This window comes from Streptomyces sp. NPDC030814 (genome assembly GCF_055572155.1).
Map to the genome: position 1 here is coordinate 52,266 of NZ_JBVIDX010000018.1, position 19,864 is coordinate 72,129.

The window sequence follows — 19,864 nt, forward strand, 5'->3', positions numbered from 1 at the left end:
CGACGCAGGGCGTGATCGAGGGTCGACGCATGGCGCCATCGAGAGCCGACGCACGGCGCGATCGGGGGCCGACGCACGGCGCGATCGGGAGCCGATGGATGGCGCGATCGGGAGCCGACGCACGGCACCATCGAGAGCCGACGCACGGCACCATCGAGAGCCGACGCACGGCACCATCGAGAGCCGACGCACGGCGCGATCGGGTGCCGTGGGGTGACGCGATCGGGTGCCGTGGGGTGACGCGGATATCAGCCCAGCCCCACGAGCGCCACCCCGGGCCCCACCCGACGGAGCGCCGCCGGCCAGGAACCCACCCGCCCTACGAGCACCACCACAGGATGCGGGTGCAGGTTTCCGACGGGGAGGGGGCCGGTGTGGGCTTGTCCGTGGTGGGGGCGGGGTCCGGGGTGCCGGGGTTCTCGGGCGCCGCCGTCTCGGCGGGGGACGCGGCGCTCGGACGGGCCGAGGTGTCCGAGGCGGAACGGTTCTTCGGCTTGTCCTCGTCGTCGGCGCCCTCGTCGTCCTCGGGCTTCTCGGACTTGGAGGCGGAGGGCGAGGGGGAGTCGTCCGGCGACTTCCCGGCCGCGTCGTCCGCCCCTTCCGCGGCGTCGCCGCCGTCCGAGCCGTCGTCCGCCGAGCCCGCCGGTGACGGCGTGGCGGCGTCGTCCACGGACGCCGCGTTCGGGTGCGCCGGCGGTGCCTCCATGCCGAGTTCGGCGAGGCTCAGCCCGCCGGCGGCGAGGAGCAGCCCCGCCCCGGCCAGCAGCACCCGCTTGCGCCGGCGGCGGTGCGCCGCCGCCCGGCGGTCCCGTCGTCCCGCCCGGTCGCCGCGCCCGCGCCCCCGGGACCGGGCGGCCCGGCGCCCGTCGGCGTTCGGTTCGTCGTCGCTCTCGTGCGTTTCGTCGTGTTCGTCCACAGACATGTCATCCGGTTCAGGAGACATGTCCGCGTACGCCCGGCTCTCTTCGGCCGGTGCGCCGCACCCGGGACAGGCCAGGGCGCCATTGAGGTGCCGTTGGCACGGGTGGCAGTAGTCCATGACGCCGGAAGATTATTTGGCGCGTCGGTGACGTTCCCAGACGGCCTCGTGAAAGTTGTGTAGGAACCTCGTGCAGTGGCGCGTCAGAACGGCGCCGGCACTGATCATTGCGCGCTTCCGGGTTGTCACGGTGAGACCGTTGTGCGCTCGACCCATTGACACCCAGACCGGGTCGTCCTTACTGTCGCGCCAGCATTTCGAACGAGCGTCGAAATTTCGAACAGACCGATAAAGGACAGGGAGCACCGTGCGCATCACGGGAATCAGCACACACGTGGTCGGAACGCCGTGGCGGAACCTGACCTACGTCCAGGTGCACACCGACGAGGGACTCACCGGCGTCGGCGAGACCCGCATGCTGGGCCACACCGACGCCCTGCTCGGTTACTTGCGCGAGGCAGAGGTCAACCACATTCTCGGGTCCGACCCGTTCGCTGTCGAGGATCTCGTCAAGCGGATGAAGTACGGCGACTACGGCCGGGCCGGTGAGATCGTGATGTCCGGCATCGCCGTGATCGAGATGGCCTGCTGGGACATCAAGGGCAAGGCCCTCGGCGTCCCGGTGTGGCAGCTGCTCGGCGGCAAGGTCACCGACAAGGTCAAGGCGTACGCCAACGGCTGGTACACCACGGAGCGCACGCCCGAGGCGTACCACAAGGCCGCGCGGGGCGTCATGGAGCGCGGTTACCGCGCACTCAAGATCGACCCCTTCGGCACCGGCCACTTCGAGCTGGACCACGAGCAGAGCCTGTACGCCGTCTCGCTGATCGAGGCCGTGCGGGACGCCATCGGTCCCGAGGCCGAGCTGATGCTGGAGATGCACGGCCGCTTCTCCCCGTCCACCGCCGTCCGCCTGGCCAAGGAGCTGGCCCCCTTCAAGCCCGCGTGGCTGGAGGAGCCGGTGCCGCCGGAGAACCTGAAGGCGCTGGAGAAGGTCGCCGCCAAGGTGGACATGCCGGTCGCCACGGGCGAGCGCATCCACGACCGGATCGAGTTCCGCGAGCTCTTCGAGAGCCAGGCCGTCGACATCATCCAGCCGGACGTCGGCCACATCGGCGGCATCTGGGAGACCCGCAAGCTGGCCGCGACCGCCGAGACCCACTACATGCTGGTCGCACCGCACAACGTGGGCGGCCCGGTGCTGACCGCCGCCTCGCTCCAGGTCGGCTTCACCGCCCCGAACTTCAAGATCCTCGAACACTTCAACGACTTCGCGGACGCGGACATCAAGAAGGTCATCAAGGGCGCCCCTCAGGTGAACCCCGAGGACGGCTGCTTCCACCTCTCGAACGAGCCCGGCCTCGGTGTCGAGCTGGACGTGGACGCGGCGGCGGAGTTCCCGCAGCAGCAGGCCCGGTTCGACCTGTGGGCCGAGGGCTGGGAGCAGCGCAAGCCCAAGGGGACCAAGTGACGGCCTCGCCCGGCGCGGCCACCGCCGTCGTCATCGAGGCTCCGGGCGAGCACCGGCTCGTCCCGCACGAGCCCCGGCAGCCCGCGGCGGGCGAGGCCCTGGTCCGCGTCCACGCCTCCGGGATCTGCGGCAGCGACCGCGAGGTCTACCAGGGCAACCGGCCCGAGGGGTACGTCCGGTACCCCTTGGTTCCGGGCCACGAGTGGTCCGGGACGGTGGTCTCCGTCGGCGAGGGCGTACCTTCAAGTCTTGTAGGTCGCAAGGTCGTGGGCGAGGGCTTCCGGAACTGTCAGGTGTGCGACCGCTGCCACGCAGGCGAGACCACGCTGTGCTCGGCGGGGTACGAGGAGACCGGCTTCACCCAGCCGGGTGCCATGGCCACCACATTGACGCTTCCCGCCCGCTTGCTGCACGTTCTGCCGGACGACTGCGACCTGACGGCAGCGGCGCTGCTGGAGCCGGCCGCCTGCATCGCGGCGGCCGCGCTCAAGGCGAACGCGGTCCCCGGGGAGCGGGTGGCCGTCGTGGGCACCGGCACACTCGGAATGTTCGCCGTTCAGTTCCTGAAGGCGGCTTCCCCGGCCGAGCTGCTCGTCGTGGGCACCCGGCCGGACCGTGCGGAGCTGTCCCGGCGGTTCGGTGCCTCGGACTTCCGTACGAAGGACGAGGAGCTGCCCGGCGACTTCGACGTGGTCATCGAGACCGCCGGTTCCGCGGACGCGGCGGTCACCGCCGCCGCGCTGCTGCGGCGCGGCGGACGGCTGGTCCTGACGGGCATCCCGGCGTCGGGCGCGGACGGACTCGACCCGACGGATCTCGTGGTACGGCAGCTGGAGGTGCACACCGTGTTCGGCGCGCCGCCGGACGCCTGGGCACACACGGTGCGGGTCTTCGGGGCCGGGCTCCTCGATCCGCTGCCGCTCGTCACGCACGAGCTGCCGCTGCACGAGTTTCCGGAGGCCATCGAGTTGGTGGGATCCGGCGACCCGAAGGTCGGAAAGGTCCTCCTGCGGCCGTGACACACCCCTGAGCCGTACGCCGGTACGGGGTACCTGACGACTTCGTACCGGCGTACACCCAAGATTTTCTGTGCAAAGAGCCGCGAACCTCGTCCGAAATATCGAATCTGAAGGACAGCTTGTGACCGACACCACCGCTCCGACGCCGCGCCGCCCCGGCGAGCAGGCTCTTGCCGCGCTCGGGTTGAGCGCGCCCGCCCTCGATCCCGCGGACGCCTCTCCGCACACCTTCCCGGGCGGCGGCCGCTGGCGCACCGAGGTTCCCTCCGTGGAGGGGCCGGAGGCGCTCGCCGTGGTCCTCAAGGAGGCCTCGCGGCTCGATGTGCCGATCCACCGGATCAGCCAGGGCAGCGGTGTCTGGATGCTCACCGACACCGAGATCACCGAGATGGTGGAGGCGACGGCCGAGCGGGACATCGAACTCTGCCTGTTCACCGGTCCGCGCGGCACCTGGGACATCGGCGGCTCCACCCGTACCGACTCCAAGGGCGGCGGGCTGCGCGCCCGGGGCCACGACGCGGTCGCCGGCTGTGTCGAGGACGCCGTGCGCGCGACCGAGCTCGGAGTGAAGTGCCTGCTCGTCGCCGACGAGGGCGTGCTCTGGACGCTGCACCGCGCCCGTGTGGCGGGCATCCTGCCGGCCGACACCACCTTCAAGGTCTCGGCGCTCATCGGTCCGGTGAACCCGACCGCGTACGCCGTGTACGAGAACCTCGGCGGCGACTCGATCAATGTGCCGAGCGATCTGACGCTCGATCACCTCACCGAGATCAGACGGGTGTCCGGCGCTCCGATGGACATGTACATCGAGGCGCCCGACGACCTCGGCGGCTACGTGCGGATGTACGAGGTCGCCGAGCTGATCCGGCGCGGCGCGCCGATCTATCTGAAGTTCGGCCTGTCGAAGGCGCCCGGAATCTACCCGTACGGGCACCACATGCGTGACCTGACGCTGTCCACCGCCAAGGAGCGGGTGCGGCGCGGCCGCCTCGCCCTGGACCTGCTCGCGCGGCACGGGGCGGACGGCGACATGGCGCCGCTCGGCTCGCGCATGCCGGGTGACCTGAAGCGATTTAGTAATCCCACATAACGAACCGGCCAACTGTCTTCACAGAAGAAGACGCAGGCACACAGAATCCCCCACATCTTCTTCTGGCGTCATCGGCTCCTCCCTCGCTCGCGAAAGCGCCGTCGTCACCGCCAGAACGTTCCAGGCATTCAAGACATCAAGGATGATGATCATGCGCAATCGTCGAGCCGCTATCGCCGCCATAGCCTCCGCCGCCTCCCTCGCCCTGACCCTGTCCGCCTGCGGCCAGAGCGGGGAGGGCGGCAGCAAGGAGGAGGGCGGCAGCACCAAGGGCGCCACCATCGGCATCTCGATGCCGACCAAGTCCTCCGAGCGGTGGATCGCCGACGGCAACAACGTGGTCAAGGACCTGGAGTCCAAGGGCTACAAGACCCAGCTGGTCTACGGCGAGGACGACCCCGCCAAGCAGGTCTCCCAGATCGAGAACATGATCACGCAGGGCGTGAAGGCCCTGATCGTCGCGGCGATCGACAACAAGTCGATGAACAACGTGCTCCAGCAGGCCAAGGACGCCAAGATCCCGGTCATCTCCTACGACCGCCTGATCCTCGGCACGGAGAACGTCGACTACTACGCCTCCTTCGACAACGAGAAGGTCGGCGAGCTCCAGGGCAACTACATCGTCGACAAGCTCGGCCTGAAGAGCGGCAAGAAGGGCCCGTTCAACATCGAGCTCTTCGCCGGCTCCAACGACGACAACAACACCCGCTACTTCTTCCAGGGCGCGATGAACGTGCTGCAGCCCTACATCGACAAGAAGCAGCTCGTCGTCAAGTCCGGCCAGAAGGAGCTGACCAAGGTCACCACGCTGCGCTGGGACGGCGCCACCGCCCAGCGGCGCATGGACGACATCCTCACCAAGTCGTACAAGAGCGGCAAGGTCGACGCCGTGCTCTCGCCGTACGACGGCATCTCCATCGGTATCCTCTCCGCGCTGAAGTCGGACGGCTACGGCTCCAAGGACAAGCCGCTGCCGGTCGTCACCGGGCAGGACGCCGAGGTCGCCTCGGTGAAGTCGATCATCGCGGACGAGCAGTCGATGACCGTCTACAAGGACACCCGTGAGCTGGCCAAGGTGGCCTCGAACATGGTCGACGCGCTGCTGAACGGCAAGAAGCCCGAGACCAACGACACCGAGACCTACGACAACCAGGCGAAGGTCGTCCCCGCCTACCTGCTGGAGCCGGTCGCCGTCGACAAGGAGAACTACCAGAAGGTCGTCGTCGACTCCGGCTACATCAAGGCGGGCGACCTCAAGTAAGCCGGATCCCCGACCACCACTGATTGGAAGGCACGACCATGGCGGGACCCGTCCTGGAAATGCGCTCGATCGTCAAGACCTTTCCCGGTGTGAAAGCGCTGTCGGACGTCACCCTGACCGTCCGCCAGGGCGAGGTCCATGCCATCTGCGGTGAGAACGGCGCCGGAAAGTCCACCCTGATGAAGGTGCTCTCCGGCGTCCATCCGCACGGCAGCTACGAGGGCGAGATCCTCTTCGAGGGAGAGGAGTGCCGCTTCAAGGACATCAGGGCCAGCGAGCAGCGCGGCATCGTCATCATCCACCAGGAGCTGGCGCTCTCCCCGTACCTCTCCCTGGCGGAGAACATCTTCCTCGGCAACGAACACGCCAAGGGCGGGTTCATCGACTGGCGGGAGACTCTGCGGCACGCCACCGAACTGCTGCGCCGGGTCGGTCTCGACGACCACCCGGAGACCCGGGTCACCGACATCGGTGTGGGCAAGCAGCAGCTCGTGGAGATCGCCAAGGCCCTGTCGAAGAAGGTGAAGCTGCTCATCCTGGATGAGCCGACCGCCGCCCTGAACGACGAGGACAGCGGCAAGCTCCTGGATCTCATCCTGGAGTTGAAGAAGCAGGGCATCACCTCGATCATCATCTCCCACAAACTGAACGAGATCCGCCGGGTCGCCGACTCGGTGACGATCATCCGTGACGGCAGGTCCATCGAGACCCTCGATGTGAAGGCGCCGGAAACCACGGAGGACCGGATCATCAGCGGGATGGTGGGCCGCGACCTCGACCACCGCTTCCCCGAGCGCACGCCGCACGAGGCGGAGGTGGGCGCGGCTCCGGCCCTGGAGATCCGCGACTGGACCGTGCTCCACCCGCTCGACCAGCAGCGCAAGGTGGTCGACAACGTGTCGATCCATGCACGGCGCGGGGAGATCGTCGGTATCGCGGGCCTCATGGGCGCCGGCCGCACCGAGCTCGCGATGAGCGTCTTCGGCCGGTCCTACGGCCGTTACGCGGGCGGCACGGTCCTCAAGGACGGCACCGAGATCCGTACGAAGTCGGTGGCCGAGGCGGTCAAGCACGGCATCGCGTACGTCACGGAGGACCGCAAGCACTACGGTCTGAACCTGATCGACACGATCAACCGGAACATCTCGCTGACCGCCCTGAACAAGGTCGCCAAGCGGGGCGTCGTCGACGAGCACGAGGAACGTCAGGTCGCCGAGCGCTACCGCAAGACCATGAACATCAAGGCACCGACCGTGTTCGAGCCGGTGGGCAAGCTGTCCGGCGGCAACCAGCAGAAGGTCGTCCTCAGCAAGTGGATCTTCGCCGGCCCGGATGTGCTGATCCTGGACGAGCCGACGCGCGGCATCGACGTCGGCGCCAAGTTCGAGATCTACACGGTCATCGACAAGCTGGCCGCTGAGGGCAAGGCGGTCGTCTTCATCTCCTCCGAGCTGCCGGAGCTGCTGGGGATGTGCGACCGCATCTACACCATGGCCGCGGGGCGGCTGACGGGCGAGTTCTCGCGTGCCGAGGCCACGCAGGAATCGCTGATGCGCCAGATGACGAAGGACAAAGAGGTAACCCGATGAGCACGGAAGTGACCGCCAAGAGCCCGGCCCCGGCGCCGCCGGGCGGGACCGGTTCGGCCACCGGCGGCGGACTGCTGCAGCTGATGCTGGACGGTATGCGCCGCAACATGCGCCAGTACGGCATGCTGATCGCCCTCGGCCTGATCGTCGCCTTTTTCGCGATCCTGACCGACGGCGACCTGCTGCTGCCGCGCAACGTCTCCAACCTGGTGCTGCAGAACAGCTACATCCTGATCCTCGCGATCGGCATGATGCTGGTGATCGTCGCCGGCCACATCGACCTGTCGGTCGGTTCGCTCACGGCCTTCGTGGGCGCGTTCGCGGCCGTGCTCACGGTGCAGCACGACGTGTCGTGGCCGGTCGCCGTGGTGCTCTGCCTGCTGGCGGGCGCGGTGGCGGGCGCGGCGCAGGGGTTCTTCATCGCGTATCTCGGCATACCGTCGTTCATCGTCACCCTCGCCGGCATGCTGGTCTTCCGGGGTGTGACGGAGATCCTCCTGGAGGGCCAGACCCTCGGCCCGTTCCCCGACGGCCTGCAGAAGATGGGCAACGGCTTCCTGCCCGAGGTCGGCCCGGTGACCAACTACCACAACATCACGCTGCTGCTGGGCTTCACCATGATCGCCTTCGTGGTCATCCAGGAGATGCGTGACCGGGGCCGTCAGAAGGAATTCGCCCTGGACGTGGTGCCGCGCAACATCTTCCTGCTCAAGCTGGTCGCCATCTCCGCCGCGCTGCTCGCGGTCACCCTGCTGCTGGCCAGCTACAAGGGCGCGCCGATCATCCTGCTGATCCTGGGCGCGCTGGTCGTCGGCTACGGCTACCTGATGCGCAACTCCGTCTTCGGCCGGCACATCTACGCGATCGGCGGCAACCTGCCGGCCGCGAAGCTCTCCGGTGTGAAGGACAAGAAGGTCACCTTCCTGGTCTTCGTCAACATGGGTGTCCTCGCGGCCCTGGCGGGGCTGGCGATCGCCGCCCGGCTGAACGCGGCCTCGCCCAAGGCCGGTCTGAGCTACGAACTGGAGGCGATCGCCTCGGCGTTCATCGGTGGCGCCTCGATGAGCGGCGGCGTCGGCACCGTCCTCGGCGCGATCATCGGTGGTCTCGTCCTCGGTGTGCTGAACAACGGCATGAACCTCCTGAGCGTCGGCACCGACTGGCAGCAGGTCATCAAGGGCCTGGCCCTGCTGGCCGCCGTCGGCTTCGACGTGTGGAACAAGCGCAAGGGCGGTTCCTGACGGACCCGCAAGGGGGGCCTCGCCGGCGGGCGGGGCCCCCTTTTCCTGTGAGAGGAGCATCCGGTGAAGGAAGTCTTCGGCACGCTTGCCGACGGCACCGAGATCCACCGCTGGTCGCTGGAGAACGGCGGCACACGGCTGCGGGTCCTGTCGTACGGCGGGATCGTGCAGTCCCTGGAGGTCCCGGACCGCGAGGGCCGGTACGCGAACGTCTCCCTCGGCTTCGGCACCGTCGAGGAGTACGTCGCCGACTCCCCCTACTTCGGCGCCCTGATCGGCCGGTACGGCAACCGCATCGGCCGGGGCCGGTTCACCCTCGACGACACGGTGTACGAGCTGTCCGTCAACGACGGCGACAACAGCCTGCACGGCGGCGCCGGCGGTTTCGACAAGGCGGTGTGGGAGGTCGAACCGTTCGTTCAGGACTCGAACGTGGGGCTGCACCTGACCCGGACGAGCCCCGACGGCGAGATGGGCTACCCCGGCACCCTGCGGACGGAGGTCACCTACACGCTCACCGAGCGGGGCGACTGGCGTGTCGACTACGAGGCCACCACGGACCGGCCGACCGTCGTCAACCTCACCAGTCATGTCTACTGGAACCTCGCGGGCGAGGGCAGCGGCTCCGCCCACGACCACGAGCTGGACATAGCCGCCTCCCGCTACACGCCCGTCGACGCCGGTCTCATCCCCACCGGAGACCCGGCCGAAGTGGCGGGCACCCCCTTCGACTTCCGCCGGGCCAAGCCGATCGGCGCGGACGTCCGCACGCGTGACCAGCAGCTTCTGTACGCCAAGGGGTTCGACCACAACTGGGTGCTCGACAAGGGCAGAACGGACCGGCCGGAGCGGGCCGCGACGCTGCGCGACCCGTCCTCGGGCCGCACCCTGACCATCTCCACCACCGAGCCGGGCCTCCAGTTCTACTCCGGGAACTTCCTCGACGGCACGCTCGCCGGACCGTCGGGGCGGATCTACCGGCAGGGCGACGCCGTGTGCCTGGAGACCCAGCACTTCCCGGACTCGCCGAACAAGCCGTCATACCCGTCGACGGTGCTCCGGCCGGGGCAGACGTACCGCTCGACGACGGTCCACTCGTTCGGGGTGTGAACGCGGCGACACACAGGTTCTTCACAAATTTCGGCCAACTTCCCAGTGGTTGAACAGCGTCACTCCGCCCTCCGTATGTAGGGGCGGCCCGCGCTCCCCCGCGCGGGCCGCCCTCAGTCGTCGGACCCGGTCGCCCCAACGGGTCCGCCCCCTACGGAGGTTCCATGGCCGACAACGTCACCTCGTTGTTCCGCAGCACGACGGCGCACAGCCCCTCGATGGCGGCGCTGACGCGTGAGGGCGGCGACGGGGTCGGCCCGGTGGACTTCTGCATTCCGTGCAACCCCTACTTCCCCACCCCGGCCATGTTCGACGAGATGGCGAGCAGGCTGAAGGACATCATCACGTACTACCCGAGCAGCGCCGACACCATCACGGCGGAGCTGTGCAACCTGCTCCAACTGCCGCCGCAGTGCGTGGCGATGGGCAACGGCTCGACCGAACTCATCACCTGGATCGACCATCTGCTGGTCCGGGAGTCCCTCGCCGTCCCCGTCCCCACCTTCGGCCGCTGGACCGACCAGCCGATGGAGACCGGCAAGCGCGTCGACATGTTCCCGCTCCAGGAGTCCAGCGGCTTCGCCCTGGACCTCGCCCAGTACGCCGAGTTCATCCGGGCGCGCGGTACGCGGGTCGCCGTCATCTGCAACCCGAACAACCCCGACGGCGGTTTCCTGCACCGGCACGCGCTGGTTCAGTTCATGGACGCGATGGCCGACCTGGACCTGATCGTCATCGACGAGTCGTTCCTGGAGTTCGCCGACGCCGAGTCCGAGCCGAGCACCGTCCAGGACGCGGTGATGCGGCCCAACGTCGTCGTGCTGCGCTCGCTCGGCAAGAACTTCGGGCTGCACGGCATCCGCTTCGGCTATCTGGTCGCCAACCCGGCGCTCGCCGGGAAGATCCGCTCGATGCTGCCGAAGTGGAACCTCAACTCCTTCGCGGAGCACGTGGTGTTCATGCTGAAGAACCACGGTGCCGAGTACCTGGAGAGCCTGCACCAGGTGCGGCGCGACCGCCTGGACATGGCCCGTCAGCTCTCCGCCCTCCCCGGTCTGACGGTCTATCCGTCGCAGGGGAACTTCCTCTTCGTGCGCCTGCCCGTGGGCGCCGAGGGCACCGTGGTCCGCGACCGGCTGCTCACCGAGCACCGGATCCTGGTCCGCGAGTGCGGCAACAAGGTCGGCTCGTCCAGCCGCTTCCTGCGACTCGTGGTCCGGCCCGAGGTCGACGTGCGTCGCCTGGTGTCAGGCCTGGAGTCGGTTCTCTACGGGTCCAGGAGGGGAGCCGCCGTACCCGAGCTGAGCACCGGGACCAGCTACAGCTCGGGTACGGCGGCCGTGGACCGGCTGATGAGCGAGACCAACGGCGCCGGAGTGGCGGGCCTCGCCGCGCAGGCCACCGGCCCGGTCGGCATGCCGGGCATGACCCCGGCTCCCGCTCCGATACCGACCCCGGTCCCCGCCCAGATGCCGACTCCGGTCCCCGCCCAGATGCCGACCCCTGTCCCCGCCCAGATGCCGACCCCGGTCCCCGCCCAGATGCCGACCCCTGTCCCCGCCCCGGCACCGATGCCGGCGCCCGTTCCCGCCGCCGCTCCTCTGCCGCAGGGACCGTCGATCCCCTCCATGCCCAACGTGGCCTCCATGCCGGGCATGACACCCGCTCCCGCCACCGGCCTGGAGCCGGTCGCCCAGACCGGGATGCCCGGTATGGCCGCCGCTGCGGCCAACCGCCGCGCGATGGGTGCCGCCCAGGGCCTCACCGCCGCCCAGGTGCGCGGCCGCACGGCCCCCGAGGAACAGCCGGAGCCCCTGGGCTGGCCGGCGGCGGGGGCGGTCTACAACCAGGTGGGCTGAACCCGCCGACAACGAACCCCATGGGGCGACGTCCCCGACAGGCATGGCCCTGTCGGGGACGTCGCCCTGTCCGCCGGAGAGCTTCCACGGGACGCCTCTTCCGCACGCGCCTCGCCGTCCGGCGCGGGGTGGCCGGTGCGGGGTGGCCGGTGCGGGGTGGCCGGTGCGGGGTGACCGGTGCGGGCCGGCTGCCCGGCCGGTGACCCGGTGTCAGTTCTGGTGGAGCCTGTTCCGCCCCGGCCCGCCGGACAGCGTGTCCCTGCCCGCGCCCCCGTGCAGCGTGTCGTTCCCGCTGTTGCCGTACAGCGTGTCGTTGCCCTGGTCGCCGTACAGCCTGTCGTGGCCCTTGCCGCCGTACAGGACGTCGTCGCCGGCCCGGCCGCGCAGGACGTCGTTCCCGGAGTCACCGAACAGGGTGTTCCGGTCGAGGTCCTCGCTGGGCGCGCCGGTGAGGGTGTCGTCGTCGGCCCCACCGTGGCACTCGTACGCGCAGCCGGTGAGGACGTCGTCGCCCCGCCCGCCGAACGACCCGAGGCCCCACACTCCCCCGCCGCCGTCGATGCGGTCGTCGCCGTTCTCCCCGTGCAGCACGACCGAGCCGTTGCCGCGCAGGACGTCCTTGCCGTCGCCGCCGAAGATCGAGGCGTACGCGGAGTTGCCGGCGGCGATCGTGACGGTGTCGTCGCCGTCGCCCACACCGACGTCGTAGATGTCGGAGTCGTCGGACCCCATCGGAATGGGCACGGTGCACTCCGCGACGGTACGGTCCGCCACCTTCGGGTACGTGCACTCGCGGGCGCCGAGGGTGATCTCGTACCGGTCGTCGAAGGTCAGCACATAGTCCGCCTCCCACTCCGACCGCGGCACGATCCTCGCGGACACGGTCAGCCGGTTCGCCTGCCCCGGGGCGGCCTTGAACCAGAGTTCGCCCTTCTCGTGGACGAGGGAGGCGGTCGCCCTCGGGGCGGCGTGGGCGGCGGGGACGGTGAGTGAGGCGCCGCCGAGGGCGACGGCGCATACGGCGGCGGTGGCGACGGTCCGGTGCGTGGACCTGATGAGCGCGGACATTCAGGAGCCCCTCACGAAACGGGAACGACTACCCGTTACGACCCGGTTCCCGAGCGGCGGGTTGTGCCCACGGCCCGCATCCGACGACTCTCCGGAACGGTTTCATCCCGGGGCCTTCCCCGGGCGTCCCGGAGTTCACCCCCGGGCCACCGCGCGGACGACGAAGCGCGGCGCGCTCCCGGCGGAGTGAACGACAGGGGCGCCCCTTCCGTACTTCCTGTCGTCTGTGGGACGTGCCGGGTCACTTCCGTCACAGCCCTGGAATCAAAACGCAACGCCCACGGCCCCGTACCGCATCGGCGCGCCCCTTACGATCAAGCCCGTCGCGGGCACACACGGGCGAGGTCCGTACGCGTGCCCAGACGCGACCCGGGCTCGGCCGCAGTGCCGAGGTGCGGGAAGTACCGGAAGTGCCGGAAGTGCTGGAAGTGGGGGAACCGTGCGCCACAGGGCCCGGATGATCGTGGCGGCCACGGCCGCGCTGGGACTCACGGCCGGGCTGTCCGGCTGTGGCGGGAACACGGACGCGGAGGCGGGACAGGTCTCCCTGACCGTCGTCGCGACCAACTACGGCGACGACGTCCACAAGAACTCCGAGGGTTACTGGGACCGGCTGGTGCTGGACTTCACCGCCGAGAACCCGGGCATCGACGTGGATGTCGAGGTGTACGACCGGGACGAGGTCGACGAGAAGGTCGCGCAACTGGTCGAGCGGGGCGATGCCCCCGACATCGTGCAGACCGACGGCTACTCCCAGTACGCCGCCGAGGGCCTCCTCTACAGCGCCGACGAACTGCTCTCGGTACCGGTGCAGGCGTCCTTCATACCGAGCCTCGCGAACGCCGGGGAACTGGACCGGGTGCAGTACGGGCTGCCGTTCACCGCGAGCACCCGGCTGCTGTACTACAACAAGGACCTGTTCCGGCGGGCCGGCCTGGAGCCCCCGCGGTCGTGGGACGAACTCCTCGCCGGCGCACGGGCGCTGAAGGCGCTGGGCGTGGAGTACCCGATCGCCGTGCCGCTCGGCCCGGAGGAGGCGGAGGCCGAGACCCTGATGTGGCTGCTGGCGGGCGACGGCGGCTACACCGACGACACCAACAGCTACGACATCGCCTCCCCGGCGAATGTGCGGACGCTGACCTGGCTGAAGGACGAACTGGTCGGGGAGGGCCTCACCGGCCCGGTCCCGCCCGGCGAGTTGAACCGCGAAGACGCCGTGCGGGCCTTCCTGCGCGGTGACGCGGCCATGGTCAACGGCCCGTTGTCGCTGATCCGGCAGATCGACGACTCCTCCGAGTCCGTGAACTACGGCTCCGTCCCGCTGCCGAGCCACGACGGCGCGGCCACGCCCACCATGGGCACCGCCGACTGGGTCATCGCCTTCAAGAACGAGGACCACCGCGACGCGATGGGACGGTTCCTCGACTTCCTCTACGGCGACAAGTACGTGACCGAGCAGGCCGCCGAGTACGAGTTGCTCCCCGTCACCACCTCCGCCGCCGACGGGATGCGCGCCGACAAGGACCACAGGTCCCTGTGGAGCGGCCTCGACACCCTGCAGAACCTTCGGCTCTACCCCGTCGCCGAGACCGACTGGTCCGAGGTGGCCGCGGCGATCCGCAAGCGGATCGGCGGGGCGGTGGCCCCGAACGGCAATCCTCGCAAGGTGCTGGAGGAGATAGCCGACGTCACCGAGTGAGCCGGGTGACGGGACGGTTTCGGAGCCCTCCGCCGATCGGACGCCGCACCGTACTGATCACCACGGGCGCCCCACGGTGGGGTTGGAGTCGAGCTGACGGATGCCCTCCCCGTGGCGCCGGCCCCTCCCGGACCGGGTGGAGCAGGGCCGGCGCCGCCGTGATCGACGGACGTGACAGATCAGCCGATGTCGAGCGGAGACGATCACATCTCGATCGGTTACGTACGGTTCCGACCAGGTGCGATGCTCTCTCGATCTCCTGGGTACTCATCGGGGCGAGCACGGCAGTGCTGTGACCGGAAAGGTTTGCCGGACAGCTCGCGGCGTCCGGTACTGGGGGCACCTCCCACGCCGTTCAGGCAGCGGGGGAGCATCGCAAGGCGGAGCATCACCCGCGTACGGGATGTACGCGGGTGATGCGACAAGGCGCCGAGGTGCCGGGCCGGGCGTCGCGAGCCGGTGAACCTTTCCGGTCACAGCACCGGCGTGGGCGGTGTGCGGCAGTTCGCCTTTGACGCCCAGCGCCCCGTGCCCGGGCCCATCGACACCCATCGACAGGAGGCGGCCGCGATGCCGGGCGGGGAGACAGACCGTGGAAGCGGCGGAACGGGCGGTCCGCTCGGGGGCGCCCTCGACACCCCCGAGCGCGGTCCCGAAACGCTTCTGCTGAAACGGCACTTCACCGGAGAGAACCTGCCCCAGGTACGGGCCCAGGTGGAGGACGCGGCGGCCTCGGCCGGCCTCGGCGGGGTACGGCTCGGCGAGTTCACGCTCGCTGTCAGCGAGATCGCCAGCAACGCGGTCGAGCACGCCGGCGGCCGGGGCCATCTGGAACTGCGCCGCCTCCCGGACGAGCTGGAGTGCCGTATCACCGACGAGGGCCCCGGCTTCGTCCCCGCCCTCCCCGAACTGCTCCCCGGCCTCACGGAGGGCTGCCGCGGCCGCGGCCTCTGGCTCGCCCATCTGGTCACCGACCGGCTGACGGTCACGACGGACACCACCGGGGCGGGGGCCGCGGTGACCCTGGCTATGCGGCTGGGATGAGACCCGGCGGGCACCCCCCGGCGAGCCCCTCGGCGGGCCCCCGGCGAGCCCCTCGGCGGGCCCCCCGGCGAGCCCCTCGGCGGGTACCCCCGGCGAGCCCGTCGGCGGGTACCCCCCGGCGAGCCCCACGGCGGGCACCCCCCGGCGAGCCCCACGGCGGGCACCCCCCGGCGAGCCCCACGGCGGGCACCCCCCGGCGAGCCCCTCGGCGGGCACCCCCGGTGGGCCCTCCTCACGGGCGCACCGATGGCGAGATGCGCCAAGGTGACCTATAAATCGCATTACCGCGGAAGTCGTGTGGGGCCGATGTGCTCGGCCTCCTGTCAGTCCGGACTCCGATCAGTTCGGCTTCCGGTCAGCCCGACGTCCGGTGAGCCCGGCGCGAGGAAGGAGGAGTCCGTGGCCCGCACCGACCGTCGCGGTCTTCCTCCGGCCCGAGGGCCTGCATGAAGATCCGCGACACCGAGGGACGAGCCCGTCGGGTCCGCCTGCTGACACCCCTGACCCATCGCGACTTCCGGATCCTCTGGCTCGGGATGAGTGTCTCCCTGCTGGGCGACGGAGTGCTGCTCGTCGCGCTCGCCTGGCAGGTCTACACGCTCTCCGGCAGCCCCGGCGCGATGTCCGTCGTCGGGGTGGCGCTGGCCGCCCCGCAGATCGCGCTCGTCCTGGTCGGCGGTGTCGTCAGTGACCGCTTCGACCGGCGCAAGGTGATGCTCTGCAGCGACCTGGTCCGTGCGGTGTGCCTGGCGACGCTGGCCGTCCTCGCGCTGACCGGCAGCCTGCGACTGTGGCACGTGATCTGCGTGGTCGCGGTGTACGGCGCGGCATCCGGGTTCTTCCCGCCGGCGTTCGACGCCACCGTGCCCACGCTCGTCCCCCCGTCGGAACTGGTCGGGGCCAACGCCCTCGACCAGTTCGTCCGGCCGACGGCCGTGCAGATCGGCGGAACCGCGCTCGGTGGCGGGCTCGTCGCGGGGGTGGGGCCCGGCTGGGCCTTCGGGTTCGACGCCCTCACCTTCGCCTTCTCCGCCGTCTGCCTGGCCTTCCTTCGTCCCCTGCCGCCCGACGCCGACCAGGAGCGGGACACGCTGTGGAAGGACCTGCGCACAGGTCTGGGCTATGTGCGGGCCAACACCTGGCTCTGGGGCACCTTCCTGTCGGCCACCTTCGCCTACCTGCTCTTCCTCGGCCCGACCGAGGTCCTGCTGCCGTACATGGTCAAGCACGTGCTGCACGGGTCGGCGACGGACCTGGGCCTGGTGCTCACCAGCGGCGGCCTGAGTGCCGTCCTCGCGGCGCTGATCGTGGGGCAGGCCGGACTGCCCGGCCGGTTCATCACCTTCATGTACTGGACCTGGGCCTTCGCCACCCTGGGGGTCGCCGGGTACGGCCTCGCCACCAACAGCTGGCAACTCGCCCTCACCTGTGCCGTGGTCAACGGTCTGGAGACGGCCGGGATCATCGCCTGGGCGACGGCGAAGCAGCGACTGGTACCGACCGCGCTGCTGGGCCGGGTGTCCAGCGTGGACTGGTTCGTCTCCCTCGCGCTCCTGCCCCTCTCCTACGCCCTCGCCGCGCCCGTCGCCGCCGCGATCGGGGTACGCGCGACCTTCATCGGCGCCGGCCTGATCGGCGCGGTGGTCACCCTGGCCTTTCTCTATCTGCCCGGCGTGCGCGCCGTGGAGCGGGGCGGGAGCGGCGGACGTGAGACGACCGCGTGACCGGGGCGGAGAGCCGGACGCTCCAGCCCGCGGGCAGACGTCCGGGTGCGGCCGAGGAGCGCCGATCCTAAAATTGACACCGTGACATCAACTGGTTACGGCGATGTCCCCTCATGGCCGGGCTGATCGAGGACTACGCCATCATCGGTGACCTGGAGACGGCAGCCCTTGTCGGCCGGGACGGGTCGGTTGACTGGCTGTGTCTGCCCCGCTTCGACTCCCCCGCCTGCTTCGCGGCACTGCTGGGGACGCCGGACAACGGGTACTGGCGGGTCTCGCCGGCAGGAGCGGCAACCTGCAACCGCAGGGCGTACCGGGGCAACAGCCTGGTGCTGGACTCCTTCTGGGAAACCGTCTCGGGTGCCGTGAAGGTCACGGACTTCATGCCGCCGCGCACCGGCACGCCCTGTCTGCTGCGCCGGATCGAGGGCCTCGCGGGAAGCGTCGACATGCGGGGAGAGCTGAGACTGCGCTTCCACCACGGGCGCGTGGTGCCCTGGACGCGCTCCGCCGAGACATACACCCTCGCGGTGGCGGGGCCCGACTCCGTATGGCTGGGCGCCGATCAGCGGGTCCGGGTCCAGTCGGCCGACGACCGCACCTACTTCGACTTCCGGGTCTCGGCGGGCGAACACCTGACCCTGATGCTCATCTGGTCGCCCTCCCACCTGCCCGGCCCCGGCTGGGGCGATCCGCACGCCGCGCTCGTCAGCACCCTCGACTTCTGGGAGGACTGGGCGTCCCAGTGCCGCTACCGGGGGCCCTGGCGCGAGGCCGTGGTGCGCTCGCTGATCACGCTGAAGGCACTCACCTACGCGCCCACGGGCGGCATCGTCGCGGCGCCGACGACCTCCCTGCCGGAATGCATCGGCGGTGAGCGCAACTGGGACTACCGGTTCTGCTGGCTCCGCGACGCCACGCTCACCCTGTCCTGTCTGCTGCGCAGCGGGTTCCAGGCCGAGGCGGAGGCCTGGCTGAACTGGCTGCTGCGGGCCATCGCGGGCGATCCGGCGGATCTGCAGGCGCTCTACGGTCTGGCGGGACAGCGACGGCTCCAGGAGTCGGAGGCGATGTGGCTGCCCGGATACCAGGGCTCGCAGCCCGTCCGCTTCGGCAACGCGGCGGTGAACCAGCTCCAGTTGGACGTGTACGGGGAGGTGCTGGACACGCTCCATCTCGCGCTGCGCGCGGGTATCCCCATCCAGCACCACATGTGGAGCCTGGTGAACTCGCTGATGAGCTATCTCGGTGAGCACTGGCGGGAGCCCGACGAGGGCCTGTGGGAGGTGCGCGGGCCCCGGCGTCATTTCGTCCACTCGAAGGTGATGACCTGGGTGGCCGCCGACCGCGCGCTGCGCATGGCACACATGCTGGGAATCAACGGCTCGGCGCAGCGCTGGCGGGCCATGCGCGACGAGGTGCACCGGGAGGTGTGCCGGGAGGGCTGGGACGACCGGCAGCGGTCCTTCGTGCAGTCCTACGGCTCCCGGGCGCTGGACGCCTCGACGCTGCTGATCCCGAAGCTCGGCTTCCTGCCCGCGCACGACGAGAGGGTGCTCGGCACCGTCGAGGCGAGCAGGTCGCTGGCGGAGGACGGGTTCCTCCGCCGTTACGCGGACATCCGGCACGGGGTGCACGGCGTGGACGGGCTGCACGGGCCCGAGGGGACGTTCGTCGCGTGTTCGCTGTGGTTCGCCGACGCGCTCGCCGCGACCGGGCGGCCCGAGGAGGCGTGCGAGACGTTCGAGAGGGTCCTGGACATCCGCAACGACGTGGGGCTGCTGTCCGAGCAGTGGGATCCGCAACGACACCGCCAGCTCGGGAACACGCCGCAGGCGTTCAGTCACCTCGCCCTGGTCGACACCGCCTTCCAGTTGGGGAAGTCGCTCAACTCCCCGGGCGGCGCGTCGGTCAGGGCGCGGTACCTCGACCCGTGGGAGGTGACTGCCGAGTTCTGACGGCTCTCAACAGCACCATGCCGGTGTCTCCGTAGTCGGGCAGGGTGGGGTCGGAGTCGATGCGGGTGACCGTGAGCCGCTCGGTGTACGGGGCGAAGACCCGGCGCACGATCGCGCGGTCCACCGGGCAGCCCGGCCAGCGCGACGCGACGCCTATGCGGTAGGTCGGCATGTTCTCCATGAAGGAGGCGACGAGATGGCCGCCCGGGCGCACGGACATGGCGAAGCAGCGGCAGAAGTCGGCGAACTCGTCCGGGTCCTCGGTGACGCTCTCGGCCACGAAGTTCATGGACGCGAGGTCGTAGGTGCCGGCCGGGACCGATCGGGCGTCGCCGTGCACGACACGTACCCGGGACAGCGCGCCGGTCAGGGTGGGGGGCAGCGCCGGGTCCAGCCGGCGGCACAGCGCGTAGAACGCCTGCCAGCTCTCGTCGGGTCCGGCGCTGAACTGGCGGGCCAGGTAGGCGACGTTCCCGGCGCCCAGTTCGACCGCTTCGACACGGCGGCTCGCCGCGGCGGCCAGCATCAGCGGGTACAGGTTCGGCCCGGCACCGAACTCCAGGGAGCGCTCCATGGATCCGGGGGCGAACTGCCGGTAGAAGCCGGAGTGGTGTGCGATCACCGCGGCGTCGCAGGGATGGAGTTCACGGTAGTTCTCGGTCAGGTACTCCTCGACCGGCCAGGTGTCCCAGTCCACGTCCTGGGTGCGCATCGGCTGCCGGCGCCCGGGGAGTGTGCCGCTCATGTGTGCC

At 70.0% G+C, this 19,864-nt stretch carries 15 protein-coding genes and 1 pseudogene; 12 read left to right on the forward strand and 4 right to left on the reverse strand.

Annotated elements, in window-relative coordinates; genetic code table 11:
• Positions 1-319: 319 nt before the first annotated feature.
• A complete protein-coding gene (locus ACZ43N_RS30435; protein ID WP_468102150.1) occupies positions 320-1,039 on the reverse strand; it encodes an SCO2400 family protein in 720 nt (239 codons plus the stop codon).
• Positions 1,040-1,286: 247 nt separating this feature from the next.
• On the opposite strand from ACZ43N_RS30435, the gene ACZ43N_RS30440 reads away from it, so the two are divergent.
• From ACZ43N_RS30440 to ACZ43N_RS30450, 3 genes are all read left to right on the forward strand, one after another.
• The gene (locus ACZ43N_RS30440) at positions 1,287-2,450 is read left to right on the forward strand and encodes a mandelate racemase/muconate lactonizing enzyme family protein (RefSeq protein WP_468102152.1); all 1,164 of its coding nucleotides are present in this window, start codon (positions 1,287-1,289) and stop codon (positions 2,448-2,450) included.
• On the forward strand, positions 2,447-3,469 hold the full coding sequence (locus tag ACZ43N_RS30445; RefSeq protein ID WP_468102153.1) for a zinc-dependent alcohol dehydrogenase: 1,023 nt from the start codon (positions 2,447-2,449) through the stop codon (positions 3,467-3,469). Before ACZ43N_RS30440 ends, ACZ43N_RS30445 begins: the two co-directional genes overlap by 4 nt.
• Positions 3,470-3,590: 121 nt before the next feature.
• Complete coding sequence (locus tag ACZ43N_RS30450; protein ID WP_468102155.1) at positions 3,591-4,559, forward strand: hypothetical protein; 969 nt, start codon at positions 3,591-3,593, stop codon at positions 4,557-4,559.
• Positions 4,560-4,577: 18 nt separating this feature from the next.
• On the opposite strand, the gene ACZ43N_RS30455 is transcribed toward ACZ43N_RS30450, so the two are convergent.
• Positions 4,578-4,712, reverse strand: coding sequence for a hypothetical protein (locus tag ACZ43N_RS30455; RefSeq protein ID WP_468102298.1), 135 nt, complete (start codon positions 4,710-4,712; stop codon positions 4,578-4,580).
• On the opposite strand from ACZ43N_RS30455, the gene chvE reads away from it, so the two are divergent.
• From chvE to ACZ43N_RS30480, 5 genes and pseudogenes are all read left to right on the forward strand, one after another.
• The gene (gene chvE / locus ACZ43N_RS30460; protein WP_468102287.1) at positions 4,705-5,820 is read left to right on the forward strand and encodes a multiple monosaccharide ABC transporter substrate-binding protein; all 1,116 of its coding nucleotides are present in this window, start codon (positions 4,705-4,707) and stop codon (positions 5,818-5,820) included. The two genes, ACZ43N_RS30455 and chvE, sit on opposite strands and share 8 nt — an antisense overlap.
• 38 nt (positions 5,821-5,858) lie before the next feature.
• The gene (mmsA, locus tag ACZ43N_RS30465) at positions 5,859-7,409 is read left to right on the forward strand and encodes a multiple monosaccharide ABC transporter ATP-binding protein (protein WP_468102157.1); all 1,551 of its coding nucleotides are present in this window, start codon (positions 5,859-5,861) and stop codon (positions 7,407-7,409) included.
• Positions 7,406-8,650: a multiple monosaccharide ABC transporter permease gene (gene mmsB / locus ACZ43N_RS30470; protein WP_468102159.1), complete on the forward strand. Its 1,245-nt coding sequence runs from the start codon at positions 7,406-7,408 to the stop codon at positions 8,648-8,650. Before mmsA ends, mmsB begins: the two co-directional genes overlap by 4 nt.
• A 60-nt stretch (positions 8,651-8,710) precedes the next feature.
• A pseudogene (locus ACZ43N_RS30475) lies at positions 8,711-9,760 on the forward strand (aldose epimerase family protein); the annotation flags it as partial.
• 164 nt (positions 9,761-9,924) lie between these two features.
• Positions 9,925-11,619, forward strand: a complete 1,695-nt coding sequence (locus tag ACZ43N_RS30480; RefSeq protein WP_468102161.1) for a pyridoxal phosphate-dependent aminotransferase — start codon at positions 9,925-9,927, stop codon at positions 11,617-11,619.
• Between the two features lie 210 nt (positions 11,620-11,829).
• On the opposite strand, the gene ACZ43N_RS30485 is transcribed toward ACZ43N_RS30480, so the two are convergent.
• The gene (locus ACZ43N_RS30485) at positions 11,830-12,687 is read right to left on the reverse strand and encodes a calcium-binding protein (protein WP_468102162.1); all 858 of its coding nucleotides are present in this window, start codon (positions 12,685-12,687) and stop codon (positions 11,830-11,832) included.
• Positions 12,688-13,126: 439 nt separating this feature from the next.
• Between ACZ43N_RS30485 and ACZ43N_RS30490 the strand changes: the two genes are divergently transcribed.
• The 4 genes from ACZ43N_RS30490 (at position 13,127) to ACZ43N_RS30505 (ending at position 19,112) form a co-directional block, all read left to right on the forward strand.
• Positions 13,127-14,386, forward strand: coding sequence for an extracellular solute-binding protein (locus ACZ43N_RS30490; RefSeq protein ID WP_468102163.1), 1,260 nt, complete (start codon positions 13,127-13,129; stop codon positions 14,384-14,386).
• Positions 14,387-14,956: 570 nt separating this feature from the next.
• Entirely contained in the window at positions 14,957-15,430 is a 474-nt protein-coding gene (locus ACZ43N_RS30495) for an ATP-binding protein (RefSeq protein ID WP_468102288.1), read from the forward strand.
• Between the two features lie 446 nt (positions 15,431-15,876).
• Positions 15,877-17,154: an MFS transporter gene (locus tag ACZ43N_RS30500; RefSeq protein WP_468102165.1), complete on the forward strand. Its 1,278-nt coding sequence runs from the start codon at positions 15,877-15,879 to the stop codon at positions 17,152-17,154.
• A 113-nt stretch (positions 17,155-17,267) separates the two neighbouring features.
• Positions 17,268-19,112, forward strand: coding sequence for a glycoside hydrolase family 15 protein (locus ACZ43N_RS30505; protein WP_468102167.1), 1,845 nt, complete (start codon positions 17,268-17,270; stop codon positions 19,110-19,112).
• On the opposite strand, the gene ACZ43N_RS30510 is transcribed toward ACZ43N_RS30505, so the two are convergent.
• Positions 19,066-19,857, reverse strand: a complete 792-nt coding sequence (locus tag ACZ43N_RS30510) for a methyltransferase domain-containing protein (RefSeq protein WP_468102168.1) — start codon at positions 19,855-19,857, stop codon at positions 19,066-19,068. The genes ACZ43N_RS30505 and ACZ43N_RS30510 overlap by 47 nt on opposite strands.
• Between the last annotated feature and the right edge of the window lie 7 nt (positions 19,858-19,864).